Consider the following 23,171-nt stretch of genomic DNA (forward strand, 5'->3'; position numbering starts at 1 on the left):
TAAGGAAATCAGGTTAGAAATTACACTCTCTGAGGAAATGTTAACTGGCACTAAACACAATAAATCGATCCCCATCTCCTTTTTGCAATAAGGGATGGCTTTTGCTACTCACTTTAAAAGCGATTCAATTTCCTAACCATCAAGATAACATAATTACTTATTATTTTTCATTTTCCACCTCGCTTAGCTGCCAGTGAATTTTTTAACTTATAAATCTCACGCTTACCTTTTTCCCTTTGTTGCTCTTTCTTTTCCTGTTCCGCCGTCAGATTACGGTTATTAAAAATCACCATATCCACTTTTGAATCGTAACGAACACTGTAATCAGGTAAGTCATTCGCTTTAGCCAGTTGCTTAATGTTATGTCTGAACATTTTCAACAATGCAGTGCTTCCTGTTTTTAAATGCAATTTTTCAAGGGATATCGTAAACTCCCCCTGATTACCACAATGCTTACGAGCAATTTCATAAAGTCGCCTGTCTATTGCTTTTCTGATACGGAAGTAATCGTGACTGATTTTTAGCATTTTCTTTTTATGTAAAGCCTGGTAGAGCCAGTCAGGTAGCGTTACCTCTACCATCCCGATATCCAACTTGCCTTTTTTTTCTTCTAAAAAAAACCATTTATCAATCAGTCCAAAGTTTTCTGTTTTCCTAGAATCATCAGAGTATATGATATTTGTTTCGATTCTAGTACCTGCAAGACGAGCTAATGCCTTTCTTAAATCATCGTATGCTCTACCACTTTTATCTCTGTTGGTCGTGACAAAAAAATCATATGGTGTAAAACAAACTGTTCTGCTTATTTCTTCATGATTATTCATCGCTTCCTGTAACTTTGATATACTATAAATCCATATATCTTTATCAAAAATTGTTGCTAGTCCAATTACAGATGGAGGACTAACCATCAAAGTTACATTGCCATTTTTATATTCTCTAACCTTGGTATCTCCTCCTTTCATGGCAAAATGGATGTTCCATGCTAGCAATTTCATCTCTAAAACTTGAAATTTCCACTTCATCAGCAATAAAAAATTCCAGTTCATGTTTACGGGGTCGTAATGTTTTCAAGTTACTTACTCTCTGATTACTTGTATGATCTGCCATAGCTTCAATCCTATCTATCCTAGGGTTGTTAGTCAGAGACGGTTAGATGCTAGTAACATCTAGCCGTTTCGCTATTCGGCTTTTAAAAACCAAAACAAGAAAAAACACCGCTCCAAGATGTGGATAACGTAAAAATCATTCGGCTTTTAAAAACTTTTGAATCGGCTTTTAAAAACCAACAAGTAGTAAAATTTATTGTATTTCATATACTTACACAAAAAAATCCTTTAACTTGTTTAACTTATACATAACTAATCTTTTAATCAGGTTTTACCCTCTTGAGTCTGTGGATAACTTTTTTTTCTAACAAAACCCTAAACCCAAAAATAGGTGACTACTGAGTGACCGTATTTCTCTTTTGCAATTGTGATATTCCGCTTCCTCGTCTGTTCACTCGCTACGCTCGGTCACAGACTGGCGGCGAGCGGCGGGATTTTAATAAAAAAGATTTTTTTGAGTTAATTAACACTGAAACATTGCACTACCCAGTTACTACCGCTAGCATCTCTAGAATTGACTTATCCATTAATTCAGGCACAACATGAACAAAACAGAAGTCATTAATCAAATCGCTGAAAAAACCAACTTAACAAAAAAAGATTCAGAGAAAGCACTGAACACTTTCATTGAAACCGTGACAGAAACGCTAAAGGCAGGAGATGAAGTACAACTCGTTGGCTTTGGCAACTTTCAAGTTAAGCAACGCGCAGCCAGAGATGGACGTAATCCTAAAACGGGCGAGACACTTAAAATTGCTGCTGCAAACGTACCGAGTTTTAAAGCGGGTAAGACTTTGAAAGAAGCCGTCAAATAACTGACCGAAATTGATGTACGAATTAAAACACCTGTACGGAACATAATTTACCTATTTTTGTACAGGTGTTTTGGATGATGTCCGAAACCGAACGTTTTTGTACTTCCAGTAATACACTATAGCGTATCCAGAAAAGAGACTGAGCCTTTGATATACCCGTCCAAAGAATAACGCACTGCGTCCCAACAGTGATTGTGAGCATCAACAATGACAGGCAGAACATCACCCGTATTACGGTCAATTTTGTACGAATATAGCCGCGCTTCTTCAATTGTGTGTTTGCAACGCGGGTGAATAATGATTTTTTTGAAGCCTCGTAGGTGCGCGATGCCGTCTTCTACGCTACCATTCCATTTAGATGCCGGAGCAATATTAAAGCCCTGTCGTTTTAAGTAGCTGATAGTCTCTGGTCTGCTGTTGTCTGCTTTAATTGGCCAACGTCTTGTTTCCGGTATCGCTTGATAGAATTGAGGTAGTGCGTCCAATTCCACGCCAACCTTGTAGGCTTCGTATTCAACGTACAGACAGTCACCAAGGATGAAACTACGTATCAGGGTGCTAGGGTCATTCGAAAATCCAAAATCGGCTCCAAACAACAATCGGTCTGCTTTTTTCCAGAGATCATCATCAAACTCAACAACATCATATTTGCCGTTCAATACTTGCTTATTGGAATTTTCCAAATAAGCCCCTTCCCAAATCCACGCATAGGTATTGGCATCAAGCCGGATCCGGTCGTTTTTCCGGTCTTCCTCCAAAACATTAGGAAACCACGGATTGTCATTGTAGTTAAGATCAACCGAAATACAGTTACTTGGTTTTTTCTGTCTGAAGCGAACATCGGTTGCGCTCCCTTTTCGCTCAGGATTCCACGTCACCCAAATTTCAGAAGCATCTTCTCGTACCGTGGGGATTAATTTTTGCCATGCGTACTCCGGTACGTTTTCAGCCTCATCTATCCAGCAAAAAAGAATCGATGATTTTGATTTAAGGCTATCCAAGTTATGCCTTAATCCACAGAAAACAAAAGAAACCCGTTTGTCTTTCGTTCGTATATACCTTTCACCAATATCAAAAAAGGCATTAAGCCAACTGACGCTTTGTATTGCCTGTTTTACTTCCTGCATACTGGAGTCTTCAAGGGAGTTCATGAATTCACGGGCGCAAAGTATCACGCCTTTTTTACCCACCCTTGCGGCATTGAAAGCCTTAACCGCCAACATCAACGCAAAGGTACGTGTTTTGCCACTTCCTCGCCCACCGTAAGCACAGCGATAACGGGCACTTCCGTTAAACACTGTGGTTAACTTAGGCGGAATATCAATTGCCATTTCTTTCGTCATTGTTAAAACTTCCTGCGTTAACATGGATAATAGATGGGAAAATATCTTCCGATTCATTGAAATCTGATGATTGCTTAATTTCGAGCAATAGCGTGTTGGGAACGGGAATACCTTCAATCTCCAAAAATTGCGCTGCTTCCAGTGAAGTCATTTCACCCGCTTTTTTGCGCTCAAGTATCGATCTTAAATATTCTTTTCGTTGCTGCTTTTCTTCGTCAAAGAAGACTTCGTTAATCCCCATTTTTTTGTAAACGGCAATATCATTGTGACTGGGTAATACTTCTTCTATCGTTGTCGTTTCGCCGTCAGGGGTTTTCTTAATGATTTTGCGTGTGCGCATTTTGGTATTTTGCCTTGCCGTTTCCGCGATCTCTTTTTTCAAAATGTCCGCGGCATGATGAAAGGCATGATCAAACTCGTAATAATCCTTTCGCCAGTTTCGGATTGTTTTTTCGTTAACGTGCAGCCACTTTGCAATGAAGTTATTTGACACTTTGCCTTTCACCAAAGACAGGTTGATCACGTCATCAATATACGCTTTTTGATATTTCGCTTTCCCTGACATGACAACCTCTTATTAACATTTGTGCAACATTCGTGAAATTAGCCGTTTTGAGTTCGGACTTATTCTTCGGAACTATGCGTAAGAAATCCCTCTTAATAATTTGTAATTATTAGTTTTTTTTGATTTTCAAAAATTCGGAAGTATGACTTCGGAATTATGCGTTTTTGGCTATTCTGTGATTTATACGACTGAATACTTCATGATTATTGAGTTTGATCGCTTTCCACCTGTTTTGGATTGTGATTAAAAAATAAACGCAAATGTTAAATTTCTATGTCCAAAACTGACCGACAAAAACGTCCATAAGTATCATGCGTGATTTTGATACTTCGATGACCCAACATTTTCGATACGACATTTATTCCGTAGCCTCTTTGGATTAATGAAATCGCAGCAAAATGCCGTAAGTTATGAAATGTACCAATCTCATATTCCAATAACCGTTTTTTGATAATCCCACTTCTTCCGTACGTTAATGACAAACGAGATTGACGTTCTGACATCAACAATGGAATAGGCTTTCCTCTCTTTTCTTTATCCAAAAATTGCATTAAATCTTTTGGCAGCGGTAAAATCCTTTGCAAATCCGCTTTCATCCCCAAATTTACAACGCCATATCGTGTTAAGTGCTTTGAGATGTGAATTCTCTGTTCACGAATATCGCTATAGTCCAATGCCAAGATTTCACTTATCCGTAAGCCCAATTTTGATGCCAAAATAAAAGTTATCTTTTCACGAACAGGCGATTGCTTGATCATCTCTTCTACATTGCAAAATGCCGGAATAAAAATCGGCTTTTCCACTTTCTTTTTCAGTTTTGGTATTGGACTCACGCCAATATTTCGCATTGCTTTTAACAACAAATAAGCCGAATGCAGATGTTTAAGCGTATTCTCAGGTAAGCCATTAAATTCACTCGGACGAATATTCAACGCCAATTTTGCTTGCAACGTTTCGTCAATCGAAAACAATGCATGTTTAATCGTATCAAGGGAACTTTGGCGCAAATGCCCCGTTTCACATTGTGAGACTTTTTTACCCACATAAAACTGAATCAACTTGCGAAGATGCCAATCTCGGCATCGCTCTTTTTCTTTTGCTGTCATCTCACCAAATCGCTCAGATTCACTCAAAAAAAGAAAACGGCAAGCTGCATCCAACGTTTTGAAACTTTTATGAAATCGCCCTGCTGCATTTTCATAATGCACACGAAAACCCTCGCTACCGTGGCGAGTTTTGGGTAATTTGATTGAACTCATATTGAGATTATCTGGTGTGGAATGCGTTAGCATCCTACTCGATATGAAGGATGCCGTTTTATTGCGTATTTCGCTAATCCACCCATTCTCCTATCTCATATCCAGAAAAACTCAAAGTAGTAGATCCTGCATGAATATATAATTTCTCTTTTACACCATCAGCATAAATATTAGGTTCTATTTGCCATTCAACATTAACGTCTTCATTTTTAAGATTCTCCATAAAACCAAAATAGCGACTATTATTTTGACTAAAAACCACATTACCAGAAGCATTTTTTAGTACAATCCGATACTTATTACCGACTATAAGAGGAAGCGCTTTTATGATAACAGCCGTATGTTCACTTAGGGTCAAAATACCATTCTCCAGTTTAGGAGAAATCTTGCCCATATGGGACATATAAGGTTGAAGATGGTATTCTTCGAGGCTTTTATTGGTCGAAAAATCGTATACTTCTGTTATTCTATAAGGGTACAAAGACATATTTATTACTCCTGACATATTGTTGATTATCGAATCAATGAAATTGACACTGAGTTTTGATGTACTGCTGTAGATATTCTGTCTGCTTCTCATTCTCCACTATCATTTCTCGGAAACGGAAATAATCCTGTCGAGCTGATGCGTTAAGTTGTGGGGTGGCTTCATCATATCGGCTCTGGGCGGTAACGGTTTTGGATGTATGACACACGGCATTGACGCGCAACCGCTTGTTGCCAGCACGCACAGCATCATGCAGCTTAGCAATTTCAGCTTTGGCATTATTCACTTCCTCGGTGTGTTGAATATCGAGTTGGTGCAAGGAATCTATCTTCTGTTGTTGCAATTTCAACGCTTCAATTTGCTCGTGATATTGCTGTTTTAGCGTGTGGTAGTTTTGCTTGACTGTTTGGTAACGTGCGTTGATGAAAATCAGTGAAATAATTAACCCCGCAATAATCACTACGACAAATGCGTAAGGTCGCCATAATATATTACGCTCTCTATTTCTCGACGGGTCATTAACCCTTTCCATTTTCTACCATCAACATAAACCCATCGCTTCATTTCATCACAAGCGCCTTGTGGGTCTCCTGCATTGAGCTTTTTGAGTAACGTGGATTTGGCAAAATTGCCCACACCCACGTTGTAAGCAAATGAGTAAAGGGCTGCCTGAGTCAGTGTATTGATATTGACCTTAACCAGCGGGTCAACATAGCGTTTAACCGCCCTTAAATCGTCATCAAGCCACTTATCGCAGTCTTTTTGCGTGTACGTCCGATTACGCTCAATATCGTTACCTGTATGTCCATAGCAAACAGAAAGAATACCACCACCATCGAAATAGGGCTTAAACCTCAATCCCTCAAAATGCGTTATCATGCTTGATGCCAGCAATAACGCACTACCGCCCGTTGCCATCAATATTTTTTCGGTATCTTCATAGTGATGTTCCTTGAGTTCAAATTCCTTTTTGCGGTAATACCAATTAACAAAAAATGTCCCTATCGTGCAGACAATACCCACTACAGCTACCCACTCTTCGAGCGTGAGAATGCCAATAGCGGTTGTCGCCCCAGCCCATAGATACGACAAGGGGCTGGAATACTTTTCCATCATGTGATTTCTTCCGGTGAGGTTTTTGAGGTAGTGAGGCGTGAATTTTTGTTTGAAAACGCCTGTCTTTTCACCACGTCAGGCTCGGTGGTATCCTTATCACTCTTCAACTTATAAGGAATTTTTTATGTCTAAACTGTATTTTATCCATACGACGCTCGTGCTTTGGCTGTTGAATATTTAAAACGCAACGATAAAGAACTTACGCCGGAAGAATACATTAGTGAGATTTTGAAGTTGGAGGAAACTTATAAAATCCGTCTTGAAACAATGAGTGATAATTCTTGTAACTTCCTCGATACGGTTAAGAAGGAAAAATAGAGGTCATGCCTTCGACGATCGCCTCGGCGGTCGTTTTTGCTGCTTCGATGACCTCCGCTTTTTCACACCGTTCTTTGACCAAATGCGTCACCACCTCAAAAATAGCTGGTTCCACTTTTCCAAGCAGTACTTGGCAATTTCCTTGTCTATTTGCCTGTCGCAAATAGTGACCAGTTTCTCAGTTGAATTATCCTTGTTTTCCATAATTTGACCTCTTGATTTAATTAAGCGTTTAACTGTCATCACCCATCAAAGATAGCTTCGCTTTCACAAGCGGACTGGGATCCCAAGGAAAACTCAGTTTATCTGATGTGAAGAAATGATTTGCACGCTCTAATATCCGATCTACCTCTGATAGCCGCTTAGTCAAGGCGGCTTTTCTCGTTTTAAATTATTGTAATGCGCTAAGGCAGTTTTGCGTAGCCAGCCAATCCTCAAGCTCTTCACTGCTTAAGTTCGGATTGAAAAGTATGGCGCTTTATTCATTTTGACCTCGTATTTGTTATTGAATTTTCCGGCGGTAGCTTGACCAGTTGAAATTAACTACGGTAGGTTTGCCCATCCTTAAGCGATCGACGATTCGCTCCCCAATACCTCGGTTAATTGTTGTTGCGGTAAATTGGTCAAAATTCCGGTTGGTTTTTTGCTTGATGTTCTACGATCGATAATTTGGAAAATGACTAGTCATTCATTGAGATTGTTTCTCTGAACGCCAACATCATCAAATACGAGCAAATCAACACCGCACAAATCATCGATTAATTGTGATTCGGTATATTTAGGGGCGCTCTCGTAAGTTTTTCTCAATCTCATCATCAGCTCAGGAAAAGTGACAATTAAAATACTCAGTCCGTCTTGAATTAAGTGATTACCTATTGCTGCTGCCAGATGATTTTTGCCTGTGCCAGAATGACCGCTAAAAACAAATCCACCAAAATATTTTCCAAAATTGTCAGCATAGTTTTTTGCTTTGAATTTCGCTTGTCTTTGTTCCGTCGTCAAAGCCTCAAAGTTGTCAAAAGTACAATGCTGATAAAGTTCAGAAATACCGGAGTTACCCATGATATTATTCAGCCTTCTGACTCGATTTTCTTCGGAGATTCGGTTTGAGTCCAATTTAGCTTGTTCACGATGCCACGCTAACAACTCGTCAACGGTATTAAATTTCGGTTTAATGTGCTTTGGCATCAGTTTGAGAAATCGGGTTAATACTCCATTTGCTGTATTCAAAATTCCTCCTGCGTAAGCAGATTAGCAAAACTTCGTGTATCGCTTCATAATCGACGATAAATTTTAGCTGTAAGAATTTACATTTTTCCGAAAAATGGCTCAGAATGGATTACAGAGCGTTTTAGAGGGGTCTGAGCGATAATTTGAGATTGAATTTTCAATTTCAGCTAAAATCCAAATGCCAATGTTTTTCTGCCAATCAAAATCATCGGTGATGAAAACATCCGTTTTGGCGATCTCTTTAAATCCAAATCGGGATTTCTGCGTTTGGGTCTCTTTGGGTTCAAAAAGTCCTTGCCAGCCATTGGCGATACTGGTGTTGATGATGTCTTCTGGCGAATAACCCCTATCACGGCACTTTGCCAACAGCTTGATAGTCTGGTTAACCGTCATTTTGGATTTGACTGGTTTGTTAATTTCCTTGCGGTACTGCAACCAAGAATGCCAAGTTGATCTTGATAACCAGTTTGGAAGTTCTAGCGAATTTGGGTCAAAAACCTTCGATTTTTTCGTAAGGGAGATTATAGAGGGATCTATTGTAGTAATCTTTGTAGTAATCTCTTGATCTAACGAACTCGATAATGTCGATTCCCCGAACTCGACAATGTCTACTTCGGGAGCTCCACTTTCTCCATCTCGCGAAAATCCCTTTTTTGAATTGGCGAAATTATCCAGAATCTCGTTTAATTTTTCTTCGTCAATCCGGTAATAAGTTTTGTGTTCAAGACGCTTTTCAGTCACGATTAACACACCGATTGAAACTAATTTTTTTATTGCTGTTCGTTGTTCGTCATGTGTCAATCCGGTTTCTTCTTCGAGATCAGCTCGAGTTTTGTAAACCCTAATTCAGAATTCGCTTTGTCCTGCCAGTAAAATATTTGGGAAAAAAGAATTGCTGAGGTTAATCCGCCAAGCGGTTTGGCTAAATTTGGATAATATGCATGAGGATTACCTATCAGTCGTAATGTAGCGGCACTTTTCACTCAATCACTCCAATTATTAAAATTGTGCAAACAAGTTCATAAAAAATATGAAATAACGTGTGATTTCCCTGATGTGGTTGAAAAAATGACAAAGAAAGGCTTTAATTCCAAAAGAGCGCATCAATATGCGCTTTCTGTTCGATGATTTTTGTTTTGCTGTTTTTGCGGTAATTCATAAACAGATTGGCGTAAACTACTATCTGTCGTTGAAAATCCCGTAACTGCTGACGTGGATTTTCGTGTCGCCAAAAGGCTTTTTTGAGTTTTTGGTTAAATACCTGTTGTTCCGCTTTTTCTCTCGAAAACTCAATTGCACGAAGTATTTTCCTTCTTTTGACGTTATCTCTCTTTTGAAGAAAGATGATTTTTTGGGGCATACCTCTCCTGAACGCTATATTTTGATGTTTCTGAATTTCAGACGATAACAACCCTCGTAAAACGAAGATTTTAAATACGATTTCCACAAATCGATTGAATGTGATAACGGTGTTATTGAATAAAAAACACCAACACAGAATGCCAAAAATCACATTATGTGCTCTGCGAACCACAGAGAAAACCCCAAATTGTGAAAGAGCAAAAGCCGTACAAAAAACAGCTAAAAATTGATTTCTAAATTGTAAACAGAAATTTCACCATGTCAATAATTCGATCTATTTCAATAACTTACGTGAAATTTGAGATTAAAATAAAGTGATCAAAATCAACGACTTACGTGAGCAAAAAAATTTCACTTTTTTAAATTTCAAATTTGCAATCGGAAATAAATTCCTAAAATCTCTTCTACCTCTAGACGCCGGATATTGGATATCTGGCGTTTTTTTGCTATCAAATAGAACATCTCAATATTTTCTCTGTAATATCTCTCATTTATCTCACCTAACCGGAATAAACTCATTTTATCTCTTAAAGTTACCAATTAATAACTTATATTGAGACTTATTTGAGAATAAGTGGCATTTCAAAACCTTAAATGATTATGTTATTCTCATATTTTAAATTTAATTATCTCTTATTTTTCTCAATGGTGACTCGTGAAAATATATATCGATGATGGCTCAACAAATATCAAATTATCATGGAGTGAGGAAGGAATTCAGAAACTTCATTAGCCCAAATAGCTTTAAGCGTGATTGGTCAGTTTCTTTTGGTGACAGCAATAGTTCAAATTATACCATCAATGGCGAATGTACTCTTTCGATGCGATAAGTCCTATTGCTGTTACGACAACCAATGTGGGTATCAGTATAGCGATGTGAATGTAATTGCAGTGCATCACGCCTTACTCCAGTCAAAATTACCCCTCAAGATGTGGAAATCGTCGTCTCTTTGCCGATTGCTGAATATTTCGATACCAAAATCAGCCGAATTTTGCGAACATACAGAGGAAAAAAGACAATTTTAAAAAATTGGTTGAAGTTAAAGGTGGACAAACTTTTAACATCATAAATGTTGAAGTCATGCCGGAATCCATCCTGCTGGATTTTCCATAGCAAAAGCGCTTGATGACCTCGACTCGCTTTTGATTGTGGATTTAGGGGTACAACGCTGGATATAGCGCAAGTGATGGGAAAATGAGTGGTGTGTCGAAGATATACGGAAACTCTCATCTCGGTGTCTCAATGATGACGCAATCTGTCAAAGAAGCGCTTAGTTTGGCAAAAACCAACGGCAGCAACTACTTGGCGGATGATATTATCATCAACAGTCACGATATGAATTACTTAAAACGCCGTATCAACGATGCAAGCCAAATAAATCAGGTTCTTGCTTCACTCAAGGAATCAAAACATCGACTGATTAATCGTGTACTGGACGCCGTTAATACATTCAGTGGGTATACCCATGTGATGGTGATAGGTGGAGGTGCAGAAATTATTGCTGATGCAATTAAATCCCACTGTGTAACGAGGGAAGACAGATTTTTAAAAGCGAAAACCCTCAGTTTGATTTGGTCAATGGCATGTTTTCTATAGGGTGATACAGAAATGGACACACGTAGAAAAATTCAATTTTATATCAATCCTGATAGACACGGTGCTGACAAGTACACAGCCGAAGTATTGGAGAATATGCCGCAAGGTGAAAGAGGGAAATTCATGCGCGCGGCGTTTTTATCCGGTGTGGCACTTTTCAAACAAGAGCCTAGATTAATTTATATGCTGAGTGAACTTTTGACAGACAAAACCACACTGGAAGAAATCACGAAAGTGATGGAAACCGTGTTAAAAAACAAAATGTCTAATTTTCATGATGAGCATGTTGAATTGGAGTCATTGAATTCAATCGACGATTTAAGGGTATTTGAAACCCGAAAAAACGCCAAAAATATTTTTGGTAATTTGTGACGATTTGAAATTTTCAGATTAAGCGCCACACTAAACGAGTAGTTAGATTTTTTAGCTCAAACATGATTACATCTTTTTGCCAACCGTCGGGGTTGGCTTTTTTCTCTCTGAAATCAAAAAATCAAAATTCACCAAACGCATTGTGAGTGACGATAAATTTAAAGCTGTGCGAATTTACGTTTTTTTCGAGAAAACGGCTCATAATGGATTACAGGAGCTTTTAGAGGGTATTCTGACTCTTCTTTCTGTCTTCCTTTAGCACTTCGATGAAGACTTGCTCGAATTCGTCATTTTTGGGGAGGTCCTGTTTGAGGATATACTTGTTGACGAAGAATTCTGGTTCAATACCGAGTCGTCTTGATGCTTCAAATCCGCGTTTGACCCAATCTAGGGGCAAAATGTGTTCGTGGGCTAATTCCTCAGCCCAATGCCAGTCAAACTGTTTAATTTCGTCTTCACGTAGAATGCGAATTGACTTTGCGTCATAGGTCATGAATTACTTAACCGCCTCTTTGAGTCTTTGACCCGCTTTAAAACTCGGTACGTTTGAAGCAGCAATTTTAAGAGTCTCGCCCGTTTTTGGATTGCGTCCATCTCTGGCTGCTCGGGGCTTCACCTGAAAGCTGCCAAAGCCAATAAGCTGTACATCATTTCCCGCTTTCAAAGCCTCTGTCACCGTTTCGATGAAAGCATTAACCGCCTTCTCTGAGTCCTTCTTGCTTAAGCCTGATTTCTCTGCAACTTTGCTGATGAGTTCTGTTTTGTTCATGGTGTGCCTGAATTAGTGGATACGTTAATCCAAGAGATGCTAGTTGTATAGCCTGTATAGTGCAATATCTTGATTAAATTATCTGACAAAAATATATAGATAATACTAACTTGATCAATTTTGCATAATAAAAATCTATAAAGGCGATTGTCTATCTTTCCCGTGATAACATTCAATTTCTCCCCATGGTCGTTTACAACAGCGATCCCCATCAACTGTCCAACAGGCGTCAAGATTTCCTGGTATTTGGTGTGTTTTTTGGGCAGATACAGAATAAGTTAAACATAAACAAATAGCCCCAATAGTTAATTTAGTAACCATGTGTAAACTCCCTTAAAAAATATTACTAATAATAGTAGTAATCGAGATTGAATATTGAAAATTTTTTTGATTAAAATTCCTACGCTCGCCACAGTCTGTGACCGAGCGAAGCGAGTGAGCAGACGAGGAAGCGGAATATCACAATTGCAAAAGAGAAATACGGTCACTCAGTAGTAACATACTTCTCGGTTTAGATGGGAAAAAGTTATCCACAGGTGGATTACGGTAAATAAAGGTATTTTATTTATAAGGTAAAAGAAAGGTAAAGACCAAGATTAAGTTATTGATTTTACTTTATATAATAGATGTTATGCGGTTATGTTTTTTACTATAGGCGGATTCGTTTTAATTAGATATTCTTTTTTATGCGGTTATGTTTTTTACTATAGGCGGATTCGTTTTAAATACTATTAACAAGCATGAATTTACATTTATTCATGGTGTATTTGTTTAAAATGCAAGCAAAATTTGATGTAAATTTGCTCATCTTTGTTATTTATACAATTATAATCATCTGTTTTTTGTTAAGAATATATTATTTGATATTTTTTTGGCGGATTTTTATTTGACTATATGCGGATTTTTATTATAATTAAATCCACATATGAACAATATTCTTAAAGTTACTGCCATCATGGGAACAAAAGTTAAAAAGTCACACCACTTTATAGCTTCGAGGATGAGCCTCTCACCTAGAGAACAAGATTTATTAAGTTTGATTTTTGTTGGCTTAAAACGTGAGGCAGATAAAATTAAATTCGGTAATGAAGACGCTAATGCTATGTCAAAAAGATTTAAATTTTCGACTGGTGAATTAATTGAATTTTTTAATTTATCTAGACAGGCATTGTACATAACTTTAGATGAAGCAACTAAGCATCTTATTTCACGGTTTGTTGAAATCAAAAAATACACAAATGGAATATTTTGAGCGTATATCCTTTTGTAGTTATGCAGAATTTAGGAATGGCGTGCTTACTCTTGATGTTGGAGATGAAGCAATTAAGTATATGCTTGATTATAGCAAAGGTTTTGCAGAGGTTGACTTAAAACTTTTACTTTCATTAAGAGGTGGGTATGAAAAAGAATCCTTGAACTTGTTAGTAGATTTAAAATTAATGGTTATACAACGACGCTTGGTGAATTTTGTAAGATGGTTGGGTCTGACTATAGAAAATTTAATAAATTCAATGACTTCAAAAAGACAGTTATTCAACGTCCAATTCTTAATATTGTAAAAAAATCAGATGGTATATGGGAATTCGATTCAGACTTACCTTCAGGTTTCTCTATACAAAGAATAGGAAGAAAGTATACCGATACTGATAAAATAATCATAAAGCTAAAATATAAAGTATCAGATAAAAAAGAAACTAACAATATAAACAAAGAAGAACAAGATAGTAAGTTAGTTGAATTTATTGATTATTTAGCCTCTAAGATAGATAAAGGTGAGGCTTCTAAAGCAGAGGCGTTAGCATTTATTTCAATAATGAAGGAAGGGGATAATAATTATACTAATTCCTTTATGATGAAAGCCAAAAAGATAGCAAAAATAGAAGTATAACACTTTACGCCAGTGCTCTAACACTGACGTAAAGCTAACCCTAAACCTAACTGTGATAGGAGTAAGGCTATGAAAAAGTCTACCTTCCGCGTGCTTGTCTGTGAAGCACCGAATCAAATAATCGAGTTATTTGCTCGAACCTCACGCAATTTAACCCTTCGTCAACGCGCCCGAATTCTGAATAGAGTCGGAGGTGCGGCATGAACTCCGATTTAAAATTATTCAGAAGATTAACCAAGCGTGAAAATGAGGTGCTTCATTGGGTAAGTATGGGCAAAACCTATTGAGAAATCTCTGTAATTTTCGAGTGACCGTGCTTTCTGTAACTTCCGGTTATCTTCCGCTTCCTCGCCCGTTCGCTCGCGTTGCTCGGTCACTTGGCTGTGGCGAGCGGGGGCGGTTAAATTTTAAAAAGATTTTTTGGTTTTTTTTAACGCAGGAGACGTTGAGACGGAGCGCAGCTTGCGAGCACCGAACAGCGTCGACGAGGAAGCTGAAGTTAGTTTGTTGCTAATGAGTTGTATGTAGCTCTCTCCAAAACTTCAAGATTAAGAGAGGAGAACTAGATGTTAAGTTTTTGATTTTAAATAATTTTAATTTTTTATATGTTTAACAAGCTACTGAACATATATGTTCAGTATTATCGAACATGTGTTTATAAATAGATGTTCGTTTTTTCATAAAAGGTGTTTGACATTAATAACAACTGTGTTTATAGTTTTACATAAACAGATGTTTAAAATTGTGAACCTATATGTTTATAGATAATGTGGATATGCGGAAAAATAAAGACCTTTTTATTCAATTTTCCGAAAAAAATATTGGTGCTGTTAGAGAGATATTTAAGAAAAATACCGTTTCGGGTGATATTTTTTTATTCTTAACCGAATTTATGAATAAAAATAATGCGGTAGTTTGCTCACATCGTGTTCTTGAAGAAGTTACGGGTAAAAAAAGAACAACTGTAAGTTTAGCTATTAAGTGTTTAAAAGATAACGGATTTATAACCATTCTAAAAATGGGTACAAGTAATGTCTATGTTCTAAATCCTCATGTGGTATGGAGGGCATGGAGAACAAATAAAGCGTATTGCAAATTTGAGGGACCCATTTTACTTTCAAAAAGTGAAAATGAAAAAATTACAAAAGAAATGCTCAGATCAATAAATATTGATGAGTAATCGCTGATAGCAAGAGTTTTCGCCTCTTACTACCAGCTAACCCTAAACCTACCGATGATAGGAGTAAGGCTAATGAAAAAGTCTACCTTCCGCGTGCTCGTCTGTGAAGCACCGAATCAAATTGTTAAATTATCACATTCCATGAGAACGGTGAAGGGTTATCTGAAATAAGATTATTTTTTATATTTATTAATGTATTGCATTAGTTTTAGGTAAATTTTTTGTATTCATTTTTGATAATAAGAAATGTTTATATTGGAATTTTTGTTATCAAATTTGATAACATAATGTTTTTTGATATCATTTTTTTGGAACATATAATTGATTTATGTGATAACAAATGTTAGAGTTAACCGAACAAACGTTATCATGAGTATTAAACATGAATGTTAAGGAATTGAATTTGGAAGAATGGCATTTAGTGCACAAGACAACAGGTGAGTGTATGAGTATAGACATCCTTAAAACTCAGGATGGTGGTTCCTTTAACAAAGTCTTCCTTAATGAATTAGCTTTAATGATTGGTTGTACAGGTAACGGAAGTGAGAAAGTTTTGGGATGGATTTTAAAAAATAAGAATAATCAAAATGAAATACATGGAACTCAAAGAGAGATAGCTAAAGAAGAGTCCGTTGGCGTTGCTACAGTTGCTAGAGTTTTTAAAGCATTAAAAGATAATGGTTACTTAAAACAGAAAAGATCAGGAACCTACCTTTTAAACCCTAGCGTAATTCATTATGGAGGAGTAGGAAATCGTTTAACTATATTACGAATTTGGAATAACTTAATTTAAAAATAGTCGGTACTTGCTGAGATCGTAACTCCCAACAAGCACCTAATCCAACAACCTAACTATCCTAGGAGTCGGACTATGCAAAATAGTACCTTCCGTGTGCGCGTAATTGAAGCGCAAAATCAAATAATCGAGTTATTTGCTCGTGAATCCCGCAATTTAACCTTTCGTCAGCGTACCCGAATTCTGAATAGAGTCGGAGGTGCGGCATGAACTCCGATTTAAAATTATTCAGAAGATTAACCAAGCGTGAAAACGAGGTGCTTCATTGGGTAAGTGTGGGCAAAACCTATTGAGAAATCTCTGTAATTTTCGAGTGACCGTGCTTTCTGTAACTTCCGGTTATCTTCCGCTTCCTCGCCCGTTCGCTCGCGTTGCTCGGTCACTTGGCTGCGGCGAGCGGTGGGCGTTAAATTTTGAAAAGATTTTTGATTTTTTTTAAAAGAAAATCGGTTTTCCTTAACTCAGTCCGCTCACCGCAGGAGACGTTGAGGCGGAGCGCAGCTTGCGAGCACCGAACAGCGGCTACGAGGAAGCGGAAGTTAGTTTGCTACTAATGAGTAGTTTGGGTGTTCCTATATCATAGATATAGAGTGAAATTTAAGTGGATGTTATTTAAGACTTTGATTTTATTTTATTTTTATGATTTTTGTGTATAAGGATTTTTTTACAGACGTATAAAAATCCTTTATTTTGTATAAAAATTTTTGTACAAAATAGTAAATTTAAATATTAACCAAAATACTAATATTTGCTAATTTGTATAAATTATAATTAAACAGAAAGTAAAATATGAAAACAACCAAGCGCAAATCAAAAATTATCGGTAAAAAGACATATCTTGACCAATCCACCGGTGAATTAGTCGATATGAATGTTGTTCATATGGAGGATACCGATTTCAACTTTGAAAAAATATGGCTTGGGCATATTTTACAAGCATTAGATTGTATGGGAAGTAAAAAAATAAAAGTAGTGACGTGGTTATTGGATAATAAGAACTTTGAAAATACGATAATTGCCACACAAAGAGATATATCTATTAAATGTCAGGTTTCTCTCCCCATAGTTACTGAAACTCTAAAAATATTACAAAAAGGGGATATTTTGAAGATGAAACAAAATGGAGTTTATATGCTAAATCCTAATGTTATTTTTAAAGGAGATAAGAATAAACGGCTAAATATATTACTCATGTACAACAGATTATAATTTTAGCGGTACTTGTAGTGGCTGTCACCACAACAAGCACCTGATCCAAACCCTAAATAGACTAGGAGTGGACTATGCGAAATAGTACGCATATTGCACGCATAATGAAAGCGTGTGACATATCAATCGAGCAGCTTTTGAGCTTTGCTCTCACATCAAAACACCTTACCAATCGTCAGCGTGATTATCTTCGTAGTATCGGAGGTGCAGTATGAAATCTGAAATGATTAAATTCTTTTTGAGTAGCGGTGTTCCCTGTGGGTTTGTTGATAGTGAAGGTGAATTTCAAATGAATCTCACAATGTCAGATTTGCTTCACTCAATGATTTTCTCTGCCGAATTGAAAACGTTGATAGAGAAAGTTCACGCTGAAAAATTGCCGTTTTCTTTGATGTGCAATTTGCCCGCTAATTTCAAGAAAGCACCCACCATTTGGCAATTTCATTTTCTACCGCTTTTTGGTCACTTCTTCTGTCAATTTCGAGTGACCGTGATTTCTGTAACTTCCGGTTATCTTCCGCTTCCTCGCCCGTTCGCTCGCGTTGCTCGGTCACTTGGCTGTGGCGAGCGGTGGGCGTTAATTCTTGAAAAGATTTTTTGGTTTTTTTAAAAGAAAATCGTGTTTTTCCGTAACTCAGTCTGCTCACCGCAAGAGACGTTGAAGCGGAGATTAGTAGGTTGCTATTGAGTCGTCTGAAACTATTTATGGAAAGATTTAAGATAAGAATGGTGGGTTTAGTGTTTTCAAGGCTTAAAGCTAATATTAATACCGCTAGGCGGTATTTAAAATCATTGTGTTGAGTATCTATATTACCGTTGAGAAGTATTTTAGTTACCGTTAGGCAGTATTTTAAAGATTTAAAAGTATCTTAGATACTTAAAAAAAGTATTTATATATTGCTATTTTATTACTATGATACTTATAAATCGGTATTTAATGGAGAGTTTAATGGCTTCAACGTATATAGATCATATAACTGGAGAGATTTTAACAGAACCTGAATTTGTTAAGGTTTATATACGTGATCTCTGTCGTGTTAAAGGGATAAACGCCACTCAGTATAAAATTTTTAACTTTATGTTATTAAATATGAACTATGAAAACGTTGTTGCTTACGGTTCAAAAACTAAAGCTGCTTTTTTGAAAGCAAACAATCTTAAGTTACAAACTTTCAATAATAATATTAATTTTTTGATTTCTGCTGGTTTAATAGAACGAATTAGCAGAGGTGAATTTAGAGTAAATAAAAAATATGCTGTGAAAGTTGATTGGACAAGAGTTCAGTCGATTGAGTGGACATCAGTTTACAGCAGAAATGGTATATTAGATAAAGTAAAAATTAACCAAGAATAATTTTCGCGCTGACTGAACGGGAGGCAACCCGAACAGCCAGCTAATCCAAAACCTAGCTAAAGTAGGAATCAGACTATGCGAAATAGTACGCATATTGCACGCATAATGAAAGCGTGCGGCATATCAATCGAGCAGCATTTGAGCTTTGCTCTCACATCAAAACACCTTACCAATCGTCAGCGTGATTATCTTCGTAGTATCGGAGGTGCAGTATGAAATCTGAAATGATTAAATTCTTTTTGAGTAGCGGTGTTCCCTGTGGGTTTGTTGATAGTGAAGGCGAATTTCAAATGAATCTCACAATGTCAGATTTGCTTCACTCAATGATTTTCTCTGCCGAATTGAAAACGTTGATAGAGAAAGTTCACGCTGAAAAATTGCCGTTTTCTTTGATGTGCAATTTGCCCGCTAATTTCAAGAAATCGCCCACTGTTTGGCACTTTCATTTTTTACCGCTTTTTTGTAGTGAAAATGGCTACCTAGGCACTTTCTTTCACGCTCACGAATTCCTGTTTTTGTCGCCGATGGAGTATGTCGATGGCATGCAGCCTTATGCGGTCACTACAGAAAAACCTAACAAGCTGTTCACTGATAGAGAGAGGGATGTTCTGTTTTTAGCGTTTCAGCGATTAAGTCTTAAGGAAATTGCGAGACGGCTAGATATCGGAACGAGAACGGTAGGGCATCATTTAAATATTATTTATGAGAAAGCTGACGTGCATTCAGCTTGTCAGCTAAGGGCATTTTGCAAATCGAAAGGCTTTTAGCGCTATATTCCGGTGAATTTGCTTCCTCGTTCGTGTGGTAAAGCCGTTCAGTCTGTTGGAGGTGTAGCATGAAATATACCTACACCCTCAACGGATTTCGTCGAACTAGTCAGGGACGCCCTGATGTGCGTTTCACCTGTTGTCATTGTGGCAAACTTTCCTTAAATCTCGTGAGTTTTTTCTGGCGTGCAAGACTGGATAACCGCCCCTGTGTTTTTCCTGAAGAAGCGTGTATCGAGTTTGTTGAAAAAATTAACCGTAAACAATTCAAGGCGCTTTTTTACCATCCTTCGATGATGAAAGCGTGTTCGAGTGCTTGCTGCCACTGCTCTGATAACCAGCGAGAACAGTCATTACCCAAAGCCAGAGGCAGCATTTTGCGGAGATTGGAACAACAGGCGAATAACCGCATTGAGGGGGCGAAATAATGAAATACTTCAAAGCAACCATTATCACAACCGTTGACCACAAGAACGGCAAAACAACATCGCATATCTATCTTGCATCTGAGACGAAAATTGCCGCCAAGAAATTGGCTTCTCAACATATCTTTGAAACTGACGGCGCAAATTGCTGTTTTTACAAATCGCCGCGATTGGAAGAAATCAGCGTTGAGGAATGCCTCGCTAATACGGAAAAGCAGACGGATATTACCGAAGAGCAGGAAATAGACCAGTTTTGCGCTTTGCTGACGATATTTGGGATTCAGGAAGAGTACGACGAAGGGGAAATTCGAGATGCAGATGAATTGCTCGCCAATCCAGCGGAAGAGCCAGAGCTTTTTGAGCAATATACCGAACTGCGTGAATTGTTGTCTGTGAAAATACAGGAAGCAGACAAGATTATTTCCCTTAATGAAGTTAAAGAAATAGCGATTAATCTTGTAGATGGCGTACAAAAAGAGAGGTTATTCACACAATCAACAGAGTTATCCACTGAATCTGTAGTTATACCTGTGGAAAACTTGGGAGAAGTCGAAAAAAGCGTGACGAATGTCGCACTTGATGAGTTGGTTAATAATTATACAGAAGAAAAAGAGTTAATTAACTCGGTCATCAAAAATATCGAAGACAACTCCATTTTCTCTGCTTTCCCACCCGTTAACGGAAAAATCATGAGCGGCGAGGGTATCGAGCTTGAGATGTTAAACGGCTGTGTTGATGCGTTAAAACCCACAGAAAGTCTGATTGTTCGCCACCTCGCAAATAGCACCTATCATGCGGCAAACGGCTATTCCAGTACGCAAATACGAGAGATTCAGAAAGCAAAAACAATAGCTGTCGTAGATTCAAACAAGGACGCTCCCTACAAAGAGACTAAAAACGGTGCGTTTTTGATTGGTACGGCTGTACATGCCGCTATTCTTGAGCCGGAGCGCTTCCGTGAACAGTACCTTTGTGCGCCAGATGTTGATTTGCGAACCAAAGATGGCAAACAAACCTTGGCGGATTTTGAGGCGCAATCCGTGGCCAAAAATCAAATCGTGCTCAAAAAAGACGACTTTGAGCAAGTTGAAATGATGCGAGATTCTGCACTGGCTTACCCAATGGTTGACGAGCTACTAGAAAACGGCGAACCAGAGGTTTCAATTTTCTATCGTACGGAAAAGGGAACACTCTTGAAAATCCGCCCTGATTTTTTCGGCATATATTCCGACAAACCCTCCTTGTTGGATGTGAAAACAACAGAAGATGTTTTTGATTTTGGTAATTCCGTTAACAAGTATAGCTATCACATACAGGCGGAATTTTACCGTCTGGTTGCCTATTGGGTTTTTGGTCAAGCGATGACTTTCACTTTCTGCGCGATTGGAAAAAAAACAGTTTGCGGGCGTTTTCCGGTGATACTTTGTGAGCCAGACGACGAAGATAGCGAACAGGGCGTATACGAAGTCAACCGTGTGATTGATATGCTAGAAAGCGTCATTGAAACTTATCCGATAGTTAAAATATCCCGTCCTTTCTGGTCAAAACAGGCGGATAGAAAACGCAGAGAAGCGTTGATGTTGGAAGGAGGTGTGGCATGAATACCGAACTGGAAACCATGACCAACGTTTATACCAATCTGCAATCTGTCATCATGCAACAGGGAATCGCCGCCCTGTTACCCGCTCAGGTCACGCCTGAGCAGTTTACCCGAACCGCAGCGACTGCACTGATAGAGAACGCGGAGTTGCAAAAAGCCGATAAACAATCACTTGTACTGGCTTTAACTCGCTGCTCCAAAGACGGACTGATGCCGGACGGCAGAGAGGCAGTGCTAGTTGTTCATGGTTAGGAAATTGAATCGCTTTTAAAGTGAGTAGCAAAAGCCATCCCTTATTGCAAAAAGGAGATGGGGATCGATTTATTGTGTTTAGTGCCAGTTAACATTTCCTCAGAGAGTGTAATTTCTAACCTGATTTCCTTATTTTAGACACATTGATCCTGCGTTTAGCTGCGTAACCATCGCTTTTTCTCCAGGTTATGCAGTCTTTCTGACAACAATTCCGTTGCTTTTTTACCCATTTGCGCCCCGGTGAAAAGCAGCCTGTCGCCACACAGAATACATTTGTACGGATCGGTACGCAGAAATCCTTTCATCAGCACAGAAAAACCTGGGTTCTCCGGTTTTTTACGTGCCGTCATCTCAAGTGCCTTATACACTTTCGGCAATAGTTTTCCTCGTTTACGATTCGACAAAAAACCAGAGTAACGCACCATTTTAAAATGCCTGGCCGGAATATGGCTTATATAGCGTCTAATCATCTCTTCCTGCGGCAGAGTCTGCTGCCGATGCTGGCCAGTTCGGTGGTCATGGTAGTGATGAACAACGGCACCCCCTCGGTAATGCCGCAGTTTTGACGCAGATACCGGTGGGCGTTTAAGGTAGCGACCGAGGTACTTAACACTATGCCATGCCCCTTTCGTTTTTTTAGCAAAGTGCACTTTCCAATAACGTCCGTACTGCGCCCTCAAGTAACGCCGCCAATGTTTTTTGTCACGGATATGGCCAAGACCGGGAAGAAGGCCAGGGTTAATTAAATCATAACTGTGACGCAGTAGTCGGATAACAGCCCCTCGCCAGATTTCTTCGACATCCTTTTTTTTGAAAAACAGCTTTCGCCATACACTATGTTTACTATCCAAACCCCCTCGAGTGACGGAAACATGAACATGCGGATGTTGATTGAGTTGCCGGCCATAAGTATGCAAGGCACAGAAAATACCAATTTCGATACCCTGTTTGCGAGCCAACTGCAGCATAGCTCGAGTGGCTGCCCGAAACAGAGCATTAAGTAGCGGCCAGTTATTGTTAAAAAAAGGCCAAAGGAGATGTGGCATGGTGAAAGTAATGTGTTGCCAGTCGCAGTCGGGTAAAATATGAACCTGCTGTGCTAACCACTGCTCGGTGGCTTTAAAGCCACATGAACTGCAGGCTTTTGACTTACAGCTTTGGCAGAAAAAACGGCTGTGAGAACAATCAGACGAAGCGCAACAATAGCGCCGGACACCCATGGCACAAGTGCCGCAGGCAAGCATGCGCTCCACAGATAAACTCGTCCACGAACTAACGCTATCGCCGTATTTTTCGAGGAATTTATTCCAACCGTCATCAATGGTGAAAAGTAGTTTAGCAGGACGAGGGATATACAT

31 protein-coding genes and 1 pseudogene are annotated in these 23,171 nt (G+C 38.5%); 18 read left to right on the forward strand and 14 right to left on the reverse strand.

Features of this window, described 5'->3' with window-relative positions:
* Positions 1-167: 167 nt before the first annotated feature.
* Complete coding sequence (locus ArsFIN_RS20975) at positions 168-1,049, reverse strand: replication initiator protein A (protein ID WP_338023360.1); 882 nt, start codon at positions 1,047-1,049, stop codon at positions 168-170.
* A gap of 602 nt (positions 1,050-1,651) precedes the next feature.
* On the opposite strand from ArsFIN_RS20975, the gene ArsFIN_RS20980 reads away from it, so the two are divergent.
* Positions 1,652-1,924 (forward strand): HU family DNA-binding protein, encoded by a 273-nt coding sequence (locus tag ArsFIN_RS20980; protein WP_135678493.1) that lies wholly within the window; start codon positions 1,652-1,654, stop codon positions 1,922-1,924.
* A 116-nt stretch (positions 1,925-2,040) separates the two neighbouring features.
* On the opposite strand, the gene ArsFIN_RS20985 is transcribed toward ArsFIN_RS20980, so the two are convergent.
* The 6 genes from ArsFIN_RS20985 to ArsFIN_RS21010 form a co-directional block, all read right to left on the reverse strand.
* Positions 2,041-3,267 carry a PBSX family phage terminase large subunit gene (locus ArsFIN_RS20985; RefSeq protein ID WP_135678495.1) on the reverse strand — a complete coding sequence of 409 codons (1,227 nt, stop codon included), beginning with the start codon at positions 3,265-3,267 and terminating at the stop codon, positions 2,041-2,043.
* Positions 3,245-3,832 carry a hypothetical protein gene (locus tag ArsFIN_RS20990; protein ID WP_026824067.1) on the reverse strand — a complete coding sequence of 196 codons (588 nt, stop codon included), beginning with the start codon at positions 3,830-3,832 and terminating at the stop codon, positions 3,245-3,247. The genes ArsFIN_RS20985 and ArsFIN_RS20990 overlap by 23 nt, the downstream gene beginning before the upstream one ends.
* Positions 3,833-4,095: 263 nt before the next feature.
* Positions 4,096-5,091 carry a tyrosine-type recombinase/integrase gene (locus tag ArsFIN_RS20995; RefSeq protein ID WP_167876733.1) on the reverse strand — a complete coding sequence of 332 codons (996 nt, stop codon included), beginning with the start codon at positions 5,089-5,091 and terminating at the stop codon, positions 4,096-4,098.
* Between the two features lie 73 nt (positions 5,092-5,164).
* Positions 5,165-5,578, reverse strand: a complete 414-nt coding sequence (locus tag ArsFIN_RS21000) for a hypothetical protein (protein ID WP_135678499.1) — start codon at positions 5,576-5,578, stop codon at positions 5,165-5,167.
* A 34-nt stretch (positions 5,579-5,612) separates the two neighbouring features.
* Complete coding sequence (locus ArsFIN_RS21005) at positions 5,613-6,038, reverse strand: lysis protein (RefSeq protein ID WP_167876734.1); 426 nt, start codon at positions 6,036-6,038, stop codon at positions 5,613-5,615.
* On the reverse strand, positions 6,038-6,694 hold the full coding sequence (locus ArsFIN_RS21010) for an HP1 family phage holin (RefSeq protein ID WP_135678503.1): 657 nt from the start codon (positions 6,692-6,694) through the stop codon (positions 6,038-6,040). Before ArsFIN_RS21010 ends, ArsFIN_RS21005 begins: the two co-directional genes overlap by 1 nt.
* Before the next feature lie 162 nt (positions 6,695-6,856).
* Between ArsFIN_RS21010 and ArsFIN_RS26630 the strand changes: the two genes are divergently transcribed.
* Positions 6,857-7,012, forward strand: coding sequence for a hypothetical protein (locus ArsFIN_RS26630; RefSeq protein WP_167876735.1), 156 nt, complete (start codon positions 6,857-6,859; stop codon positions 7,010-7,012).
* On the opposite strand, the gene ArsFIN_RS21015 is transcribed toward ArsFIN_RS26630, so the two are convergent.
* The 4 genes from ArsFIN_RS21015 to ArsFIN_RS21030 all read right to left on the reverse strand — a co-directional run bounded on the left by ArsFIN_RS21015 (position 6,996) and on the right by ArsFIN_RS21030 (position 9,602).
* A complete protein-coding gene (locus ArsFIN_RS21015; protein ID WP_135678505.1) occupies positions 6,996-7,175 on the reverse strand; it encodes a hypothetical protein in 180 nt (59 codons plus the stop codon). The genes ArsFIN_RS26630 and ArsFIN_RS21015 overlap by 17 nt on opposite strands.
* Before the next feature lie 521 nt (positions 7,176-7,696).
* The gene (locus ArsFIN_RS21020) at positions 7,697-8,242 is read right to left on the reverse strand and encodes an ATP-binding protein (protein WP_026824214.1); all 546 of its coding nucleotides are present in this window, start codon (positions 8,240-8,242) and stop codon (positions 7,697-7,699) included.
* 99 nt (positions 8,243-8,341) lie between these two features.
* Positions 8,342-9,043, reverse strand: coding sequence for a hypothetical protein (locus tag ArsFIN_RS21025; protein WP_135678507.1), 702 nt, complete (start codon positions 9,041-9,043; stop codon positions 8,342-8,344).
* Positions 9,044-9,326: 283 nt separating this feature from the next.
* On the reverse strand, positions 9,327-9,602 hold the full coding sequence (locus ArsFIN_RS21030; RefSeq protein ID WP_135678509.1) for a hypothetical protein: 276 nt from the start codon (positions 9,600-9,602) through the stop codon (positions 9,327-9,329).
* 657 nt (positions 9,603-10,259) lie between these two features.
* Between ArsFIN_RS21030 and parM the strand changes: the two are divergent.
* Positions 10,260-11,206, forward strand: a pseudogene (gene parM, locus ArsFIN_RS27045) (plasmid segregation protein ParM domain-containing protein).
* Positions 11,207-11,213: 7 nt separating this feature from the next.
* Complete coding sequence (locus ArsFIN_RS21040; RefSeq protein ID WP_135678511.1) at positions 11,214-11,573, forward strand: plasmid partitioning/stability family protein; 360 nt, start codon at positions 11,214-11,216, stop codon at positions 11,571-11,573.
* Between the two features lie 220 nt (positions 11,574-11,793).
* Here the strand turns inward: ArsFIN_RS21040 and ArsFIN_RS21045 are convergent, their stop codons facing one another.
* Together ArsFIN_RS21045 and ArsFIN_RS21050 are read right to left on the reverse strand one after the other, a co-directional pair.
* Positions 11,794-12,066, reverse strand: coding sequence for a hypothetical protein (locus tag ArsFIN_RS21045; RefSeq protein ID WP_135678513.1), 273 nt, complete (start codon positions 12,064-12,066; stop codon positions 11,794-11,796).
* Positions 12,067-12,069: 3 nt separating this feature from the next.
* On the reverse strand, positions 12,070-12,342 hold the full coding sequence (locus ArsFIN_RS21050; RefSeq protein WP_135678515.1) for an HU family DNA-binding protein: 273 nt from the start codon (positions 12,340-12,342) through the stop codon (positions 12,070-12,072).
* A 955-nt stretch (positions 12,343-13,297) separates the two neighbouring features.
* Between ArsFIN_RS21050 and ArsFIN_RS21055 the strand changes: the two genes are divergently transcribed.
* From ArsFIN_RS21055 to ArsFIN_RS21110, 14 genes are all read left to right on the forward strand, one after another.
* Positions 13,298-13,594 carry a RepB family plasmid replication initiator protein gene (locus ArsFIN_RS21055; RefSeq protein ID WP_167876738.1) on the forward strand — a complete coding sequence of 99 codons (297 nt, stop codon included), beginning with the start codon at positions 13,298-13,300 and terminating at the stop codon, positions 13,592-13,594.
* Between the two features lie 222 nt (positions 13,595-13,816).
* Positions 13,817-14,230: a hypothetical protein gene (locus ArsFIN_RS21065; protein ID WP_135678521.1), complete on the forward strand. Its 414-nt coding sequence runs from the start codon at positions 13,817-13,819 to the stop codon at positions 14,228-14,230.
* A gap of 775 nt (positions 14,231-15,005) precedes the next feature.
* Positions 15,006-15,410, forward strand: coding sequence for a replication/maintenance protein RepL (locus ArsFIN_RS21070; protein ID WP_167876740.1), 405 nt, complete (start codon positions 15,006-15,008; stop codon positions 15,408-15,410).
* Between the two features lie 382 nt (positions 15,411-15,792).
* A complete protein-coding gene (locus ArsFIN_RS21075) occupies positions 15,793-16,203 on the forward strand; it encodes a replication/maintenance protein RepL (RefSeq protein WP_026824089.1) in 411 nt (136 codons plus the stop codon).
* 78 nt (positions 16,204-16,281) lie between these two features.
* Positions 16,282-16,416 carry a hypothetical protein gene (locus ArsFIN_RS28380; protein WP_276489435.1) on the forward strand — a complete coding sequence of 45 codons (135 nt, stop codon included), beginning with the start codon at positions 16,282-16,284 and terminating at the stop codon, positions 16,414-16,416.
* Positions 16,417-16,995: 579 nt separating this feature from the next.
* Positions 16,996-17,415: a replication/maintenance protein RepL gene (locus ArsFIN_RS21080; RefSeq protein ID WP_135678523.1), complete on the forward strand. Its 420-nt coding sequence runs from the start codon at positions 16,996-16,998 to the stop codon at positions 17,413-17,415.
* Between the two features lie 74 nt (positions 17,416-17,489).
* The gene (locus tag ArsFIN_RS26655; protein ID WP_167876742.1) at positions 17,490-17,630 is read left to right on the forward strand and encodes a hypothetical protein; all 141 of its coding nucleotides are present in this window, start codon (positions 17,490-17,492) and stop codon (positions 17,628-17,630) included.
* Positions 17,627-18,025: a hypothetical protein gene (locus ArsFIN_RS21085; protein WP_135678525.1), complete on the forward strand. Its 399-nt coding sequence runs from the start codon at positions 17,627-17,629 to the stop codon at positions 18,023-18,025. The genes ArsFIN_RS26655 and ArsFIN_RS21085 overlap by 4 nt, the downstream gene beginning before the upstream one ends.
* 339 nt (positions 18,026-18,364) lie before the next feature.
* Positions 18,365-18,769, forward strand: a complete 405-nt coding sequence (locus ArsFIN_RS21090) for a replication/maintenance protein RepL (protein ID WP_026824196.1) — start codon at positions 18,365-18,367, stop codon at positions 18,767-18,769.
* 75 nt (positions 18,770-18,844) lie between these two features.
* Complete coding sequence (locus ArsFIN_RS26660; protein ID WP_167876743.1) at positions 18,845-18,985, forward strand: hypothetical protein; 141 nt, start codon at positions 18,845-18,847, stop codon at positions 18,983-18,985.
* Positions 18,982-19,536, forward strand: coding sequence for a helix-turn-helix transcriptional regulator (locus ArsFIN_RS21095; protein WP_135678529.1), 555 nt, complete (start codon positions 18,982-18,984; stop codon positions 19,534-19,536). Before ArsFIN_RS26660 ends, ArsFIN_RS21095 begins: the two co-directional genes overlap by 4 nt.
* A 68-nt stretch (positions 19,537-19,604) precedes the next feature.
* The gene (locus tag ArsFIN_RS21100) at positions 19,605-19,964 is read left to right on the forward strand and encodes a hypothetical protein (RefSeq protein ID WP_135678531.1); all 360 of its coding nucleotides are present in this window, start codon (positions 19,605-19,607) and stop codon (positions 19,962-19,964) included.
* Positions 19,964-21,562 (forward strand): PD-(D/E)XK nuclease-like domain-containing protein, encoded by a 1,599-nt coding sequence (locus ArsFIN_RS21105; protein ID WP_135678533.1) that lies wholly within the window; start codon positions 19,964-19,966, stop codon positions 21,560-21,562. The genes ArsFIN_RS21100 and ArsFIN_RS21105 overlap by 1 nt, the downstream gene beginning before the upstream one ends.
* Positions 21,559-21,813 carry a recombinase RecT gene (locus ArsFIN_RS21110; protein WP_135678535.1) on the forward strand — a complete coding sequence of 85 codons (255 nt, stop codon included), beginning with the start codon at positions 21,559-21,561 and terminating at the stop codon, positions 21,811-21,813. The genes ArsFIN_RS21105 and ArsFIN_RS21110 overlap by 4 nt, the downstream gene beginning before the upstream one ends.
* 155 nt (positions 21,814-21,968) lie before the next feature.
* Here the strand turns inward: ArsFIN_RS21110 and ArsFIN_RS21115 are convergent, their stop codons facing one another.
* A complete protein-coding gene (locus tag ArsFIN_RS21115; RefSeq protein WP_135678014.1) occupies positions 21,969-23,171 on the reverse strand; it encodes an IS91 family transposase in 1,203 nt (400 codons plus the stop codon).

Source organism: Arsenophonus nasoniae, from assembly GCF_004768525.1.
GTDB classification, from domain to species: domain Bacteria; phylum Pseudomonadota; class Gammaproteobacteria; order Enterobacterales; family Enterobacteriaceae; genus Arsenophonus; species Arsenophonus nasoniae.

What these genes read in the sequence shown, in the direction of transcription:
- ArsFIN_RS21105 (WP_135678533.1), top strand. Translation starts at nt 19,964, where the DNA reads ATGAAATACTTCAAAGCAACCATTATCACAACCGTTGACCACAAGAAC.
- ArsFIN_RS21070 (WP_167876740.1), top strand. Translation starts at nt 15,006, where the DNA reads ATGCGGAAAAATAAAGACCTTTTTATTCAATTTTCCGAAAAAAATATT.
- ArsFIN_RS21090 (WP_026824196.1), top strand. Translation starts at nt 18,365, where the DNA reads ATGGCTTCAACGTATATAGATCATATAACTGGAGAGATTTTAACAGAA.
- ArsFIN_RS21065 (WP_135678521.1), top strand. Translation starts at nt 13,817, where the DNA reads ATGGTTGGGTCTGACTATAGAAAATTTAATAAATTCAATGACTTCAAA.
- ArsFIN_RS21075 (WP_026824089.1), top strand. Translation starts at nt 15,793, where the DNA reads ATGAATGTTAAGGAATTGAATTTGGAAGAATGGCATTTAGTGCACAAG.
- ArsFIN_RS21045 (WP_135678513.1), bottom strand. Translation starts at nt 12,066, where the DNA reads ATGACCTATGACGCAAAGTCAATTCGCATTCTACGTGAAGACGAAATT.
- ArsFIN_RS20990 (WP_026824067.1), bottom strand. Translation starts at nt 3,832, where the DNA reads ATGTCAGGGAAAGCGAAATATCAAAAAGCGTATATTGATGACGTGATC.
- ArsFIN_RS21080 (WP_135678523.1), top strand. Translation starts at nt 16,996, where the DNA reads ATGAAAACAACCAAGCGCAAATCAAAAATTATCGGTAAAAAGACATAT.
- ArsFIN_RS20995 (WP_167876733.1), bottom strand. Translation starts at nt 5,091, where the DNA reads ATGAGTTCAATCAAATTACCCAAAACTCGCCACGGTAGCGAGGGTTTT.
- ArsFIN_RS21050 (WP_135678515.1), bottom strand. Translation starts at nt 12,342, where the DNA reads ATGAACAAAACAGAACTCATCAGCAAAGTTGCAGAGAAATCAGGCTTA.
- ArsFIN_RS20985 (WP_135678495.1), bottom strand. Translation starts at nt 3,267, where the DNA reads ATGACGAAAGAAATGGCAATTGATATTCCGCCTAAGTTAACCACAGTG.
- ArsFIN_RS21040 (WP_135678511.1), top strand. Translation starts at nt 11,214, where the DNA reads ATGGACACACGTAGAAAAATTCAATTTTATATCAATCCTGATAGACAC.
- ArsFIN_RS26655 (WP_167876742.1), top strand. Translation starts at nt 17,490, where the DNA reads ATGCGAAATAGTACGCATATTGCACGCATAATGAAAGCGTGTGACATA.
- ArsFIN_RS21110 (WP_135678535.1), top strand. Translation starts at nt 21,559, where the DNA reads ATGAATACCGAACTGGAAACCATGACCAACGTTTATACCAATCTGCAA.
- ArsFIN_RS21085 (WP_135678525.1), top strand. Translation starts at nt 17,627, where the DNA reads ATGAAATCTGAAATGATTAAATTCTTTTTGAGTAGCGGTGTTCCCTGT.
- ArsFIN_RS21095 (WP_135678529.1), top strand. Translation starts at nt 18,982, where the DNA reads ATGAAATCTGAAATGATTAAATTCTTTTTGAGTAGCGGTGTTCCCTGT.
- ArsFIN_RS21030 (WP_135678509.1), bottom strand. Translation starts at nt 9,602, where the DNA reads ATGCCCCAAAAAATCATCTTTCTTCAAAAGAGAGATAACGTCAAAAGA.
- ArsFIN_RS20980 (WP_135678493.1), top strand. Translation starts at nt 1,652, where the DNA reads ATGAACAAAACAGAAGTCATTAATCAAATCGCTGAAAAAACCAACTTA.
- ArsFIN_RS26660 (WP_167876743.1), top strand. Translation starts at nt 18,845, where the DNA reads ATGCGAAATAGTACGCATATTGCACGCATAATGAAAGCGTGCGGCATA.
- ArsFIN_RS21100 (WP_135678531.1), top strand. Translation starts at nt 19,605, where the DNA reads ATGAAATATACCTACACCCTCAACGGATTTCGTCGAACTAGTCAGGGA.
- ArsFIN_RS21115 (WP_135678014.1), bottom strand. Translation starts at nt 23,171, where the DNA reads ATGTATATCCCTCGTCCTGCTAAACTACTTTTCACCATTGATGACGGT.
- ArsFIN_RS21055 (WP_167876738.1), top strand. Translation starts at nt 13,298, where the DNA reads ATGGGAACAAAAGTTAAAAAGTCACACCACTTTATAGCTTCGAGGATG.
- ArsFIN_RS20975 (WP_338023360.1), bottom strand. Translation starts at nt 1,049, where the DNA reads ATGAACTGGAATTTTTTATTGCTGATGAAGTGGAAATTTCAAGTTTTA.
- ArsFIN_RS21010 (WP_135678503.1), bottom strand. Translation starts at nt 6,694, where the DNA reads ATGATGGAAAAGTATTCCAGCCCCTTGTCGTATCTATGGGCTGGGGCG.
- ArsFIN_RS28380 (WP_276489435.1), top strand. Translation starts at nt 16,282, where the DNA reads ATGCAAAATAGTACCTTCCGTGTGCGCGTAATTGAAGCGCAAAATCAA.
- ArsFIN_RS21000 (WP_135678499.1), bottom strand. Translation starts at nt 5,578, where the DNA reads ATGTCTTTGTACCCTTATAGAATAACAGAAGTATACGATTTTTCGACC.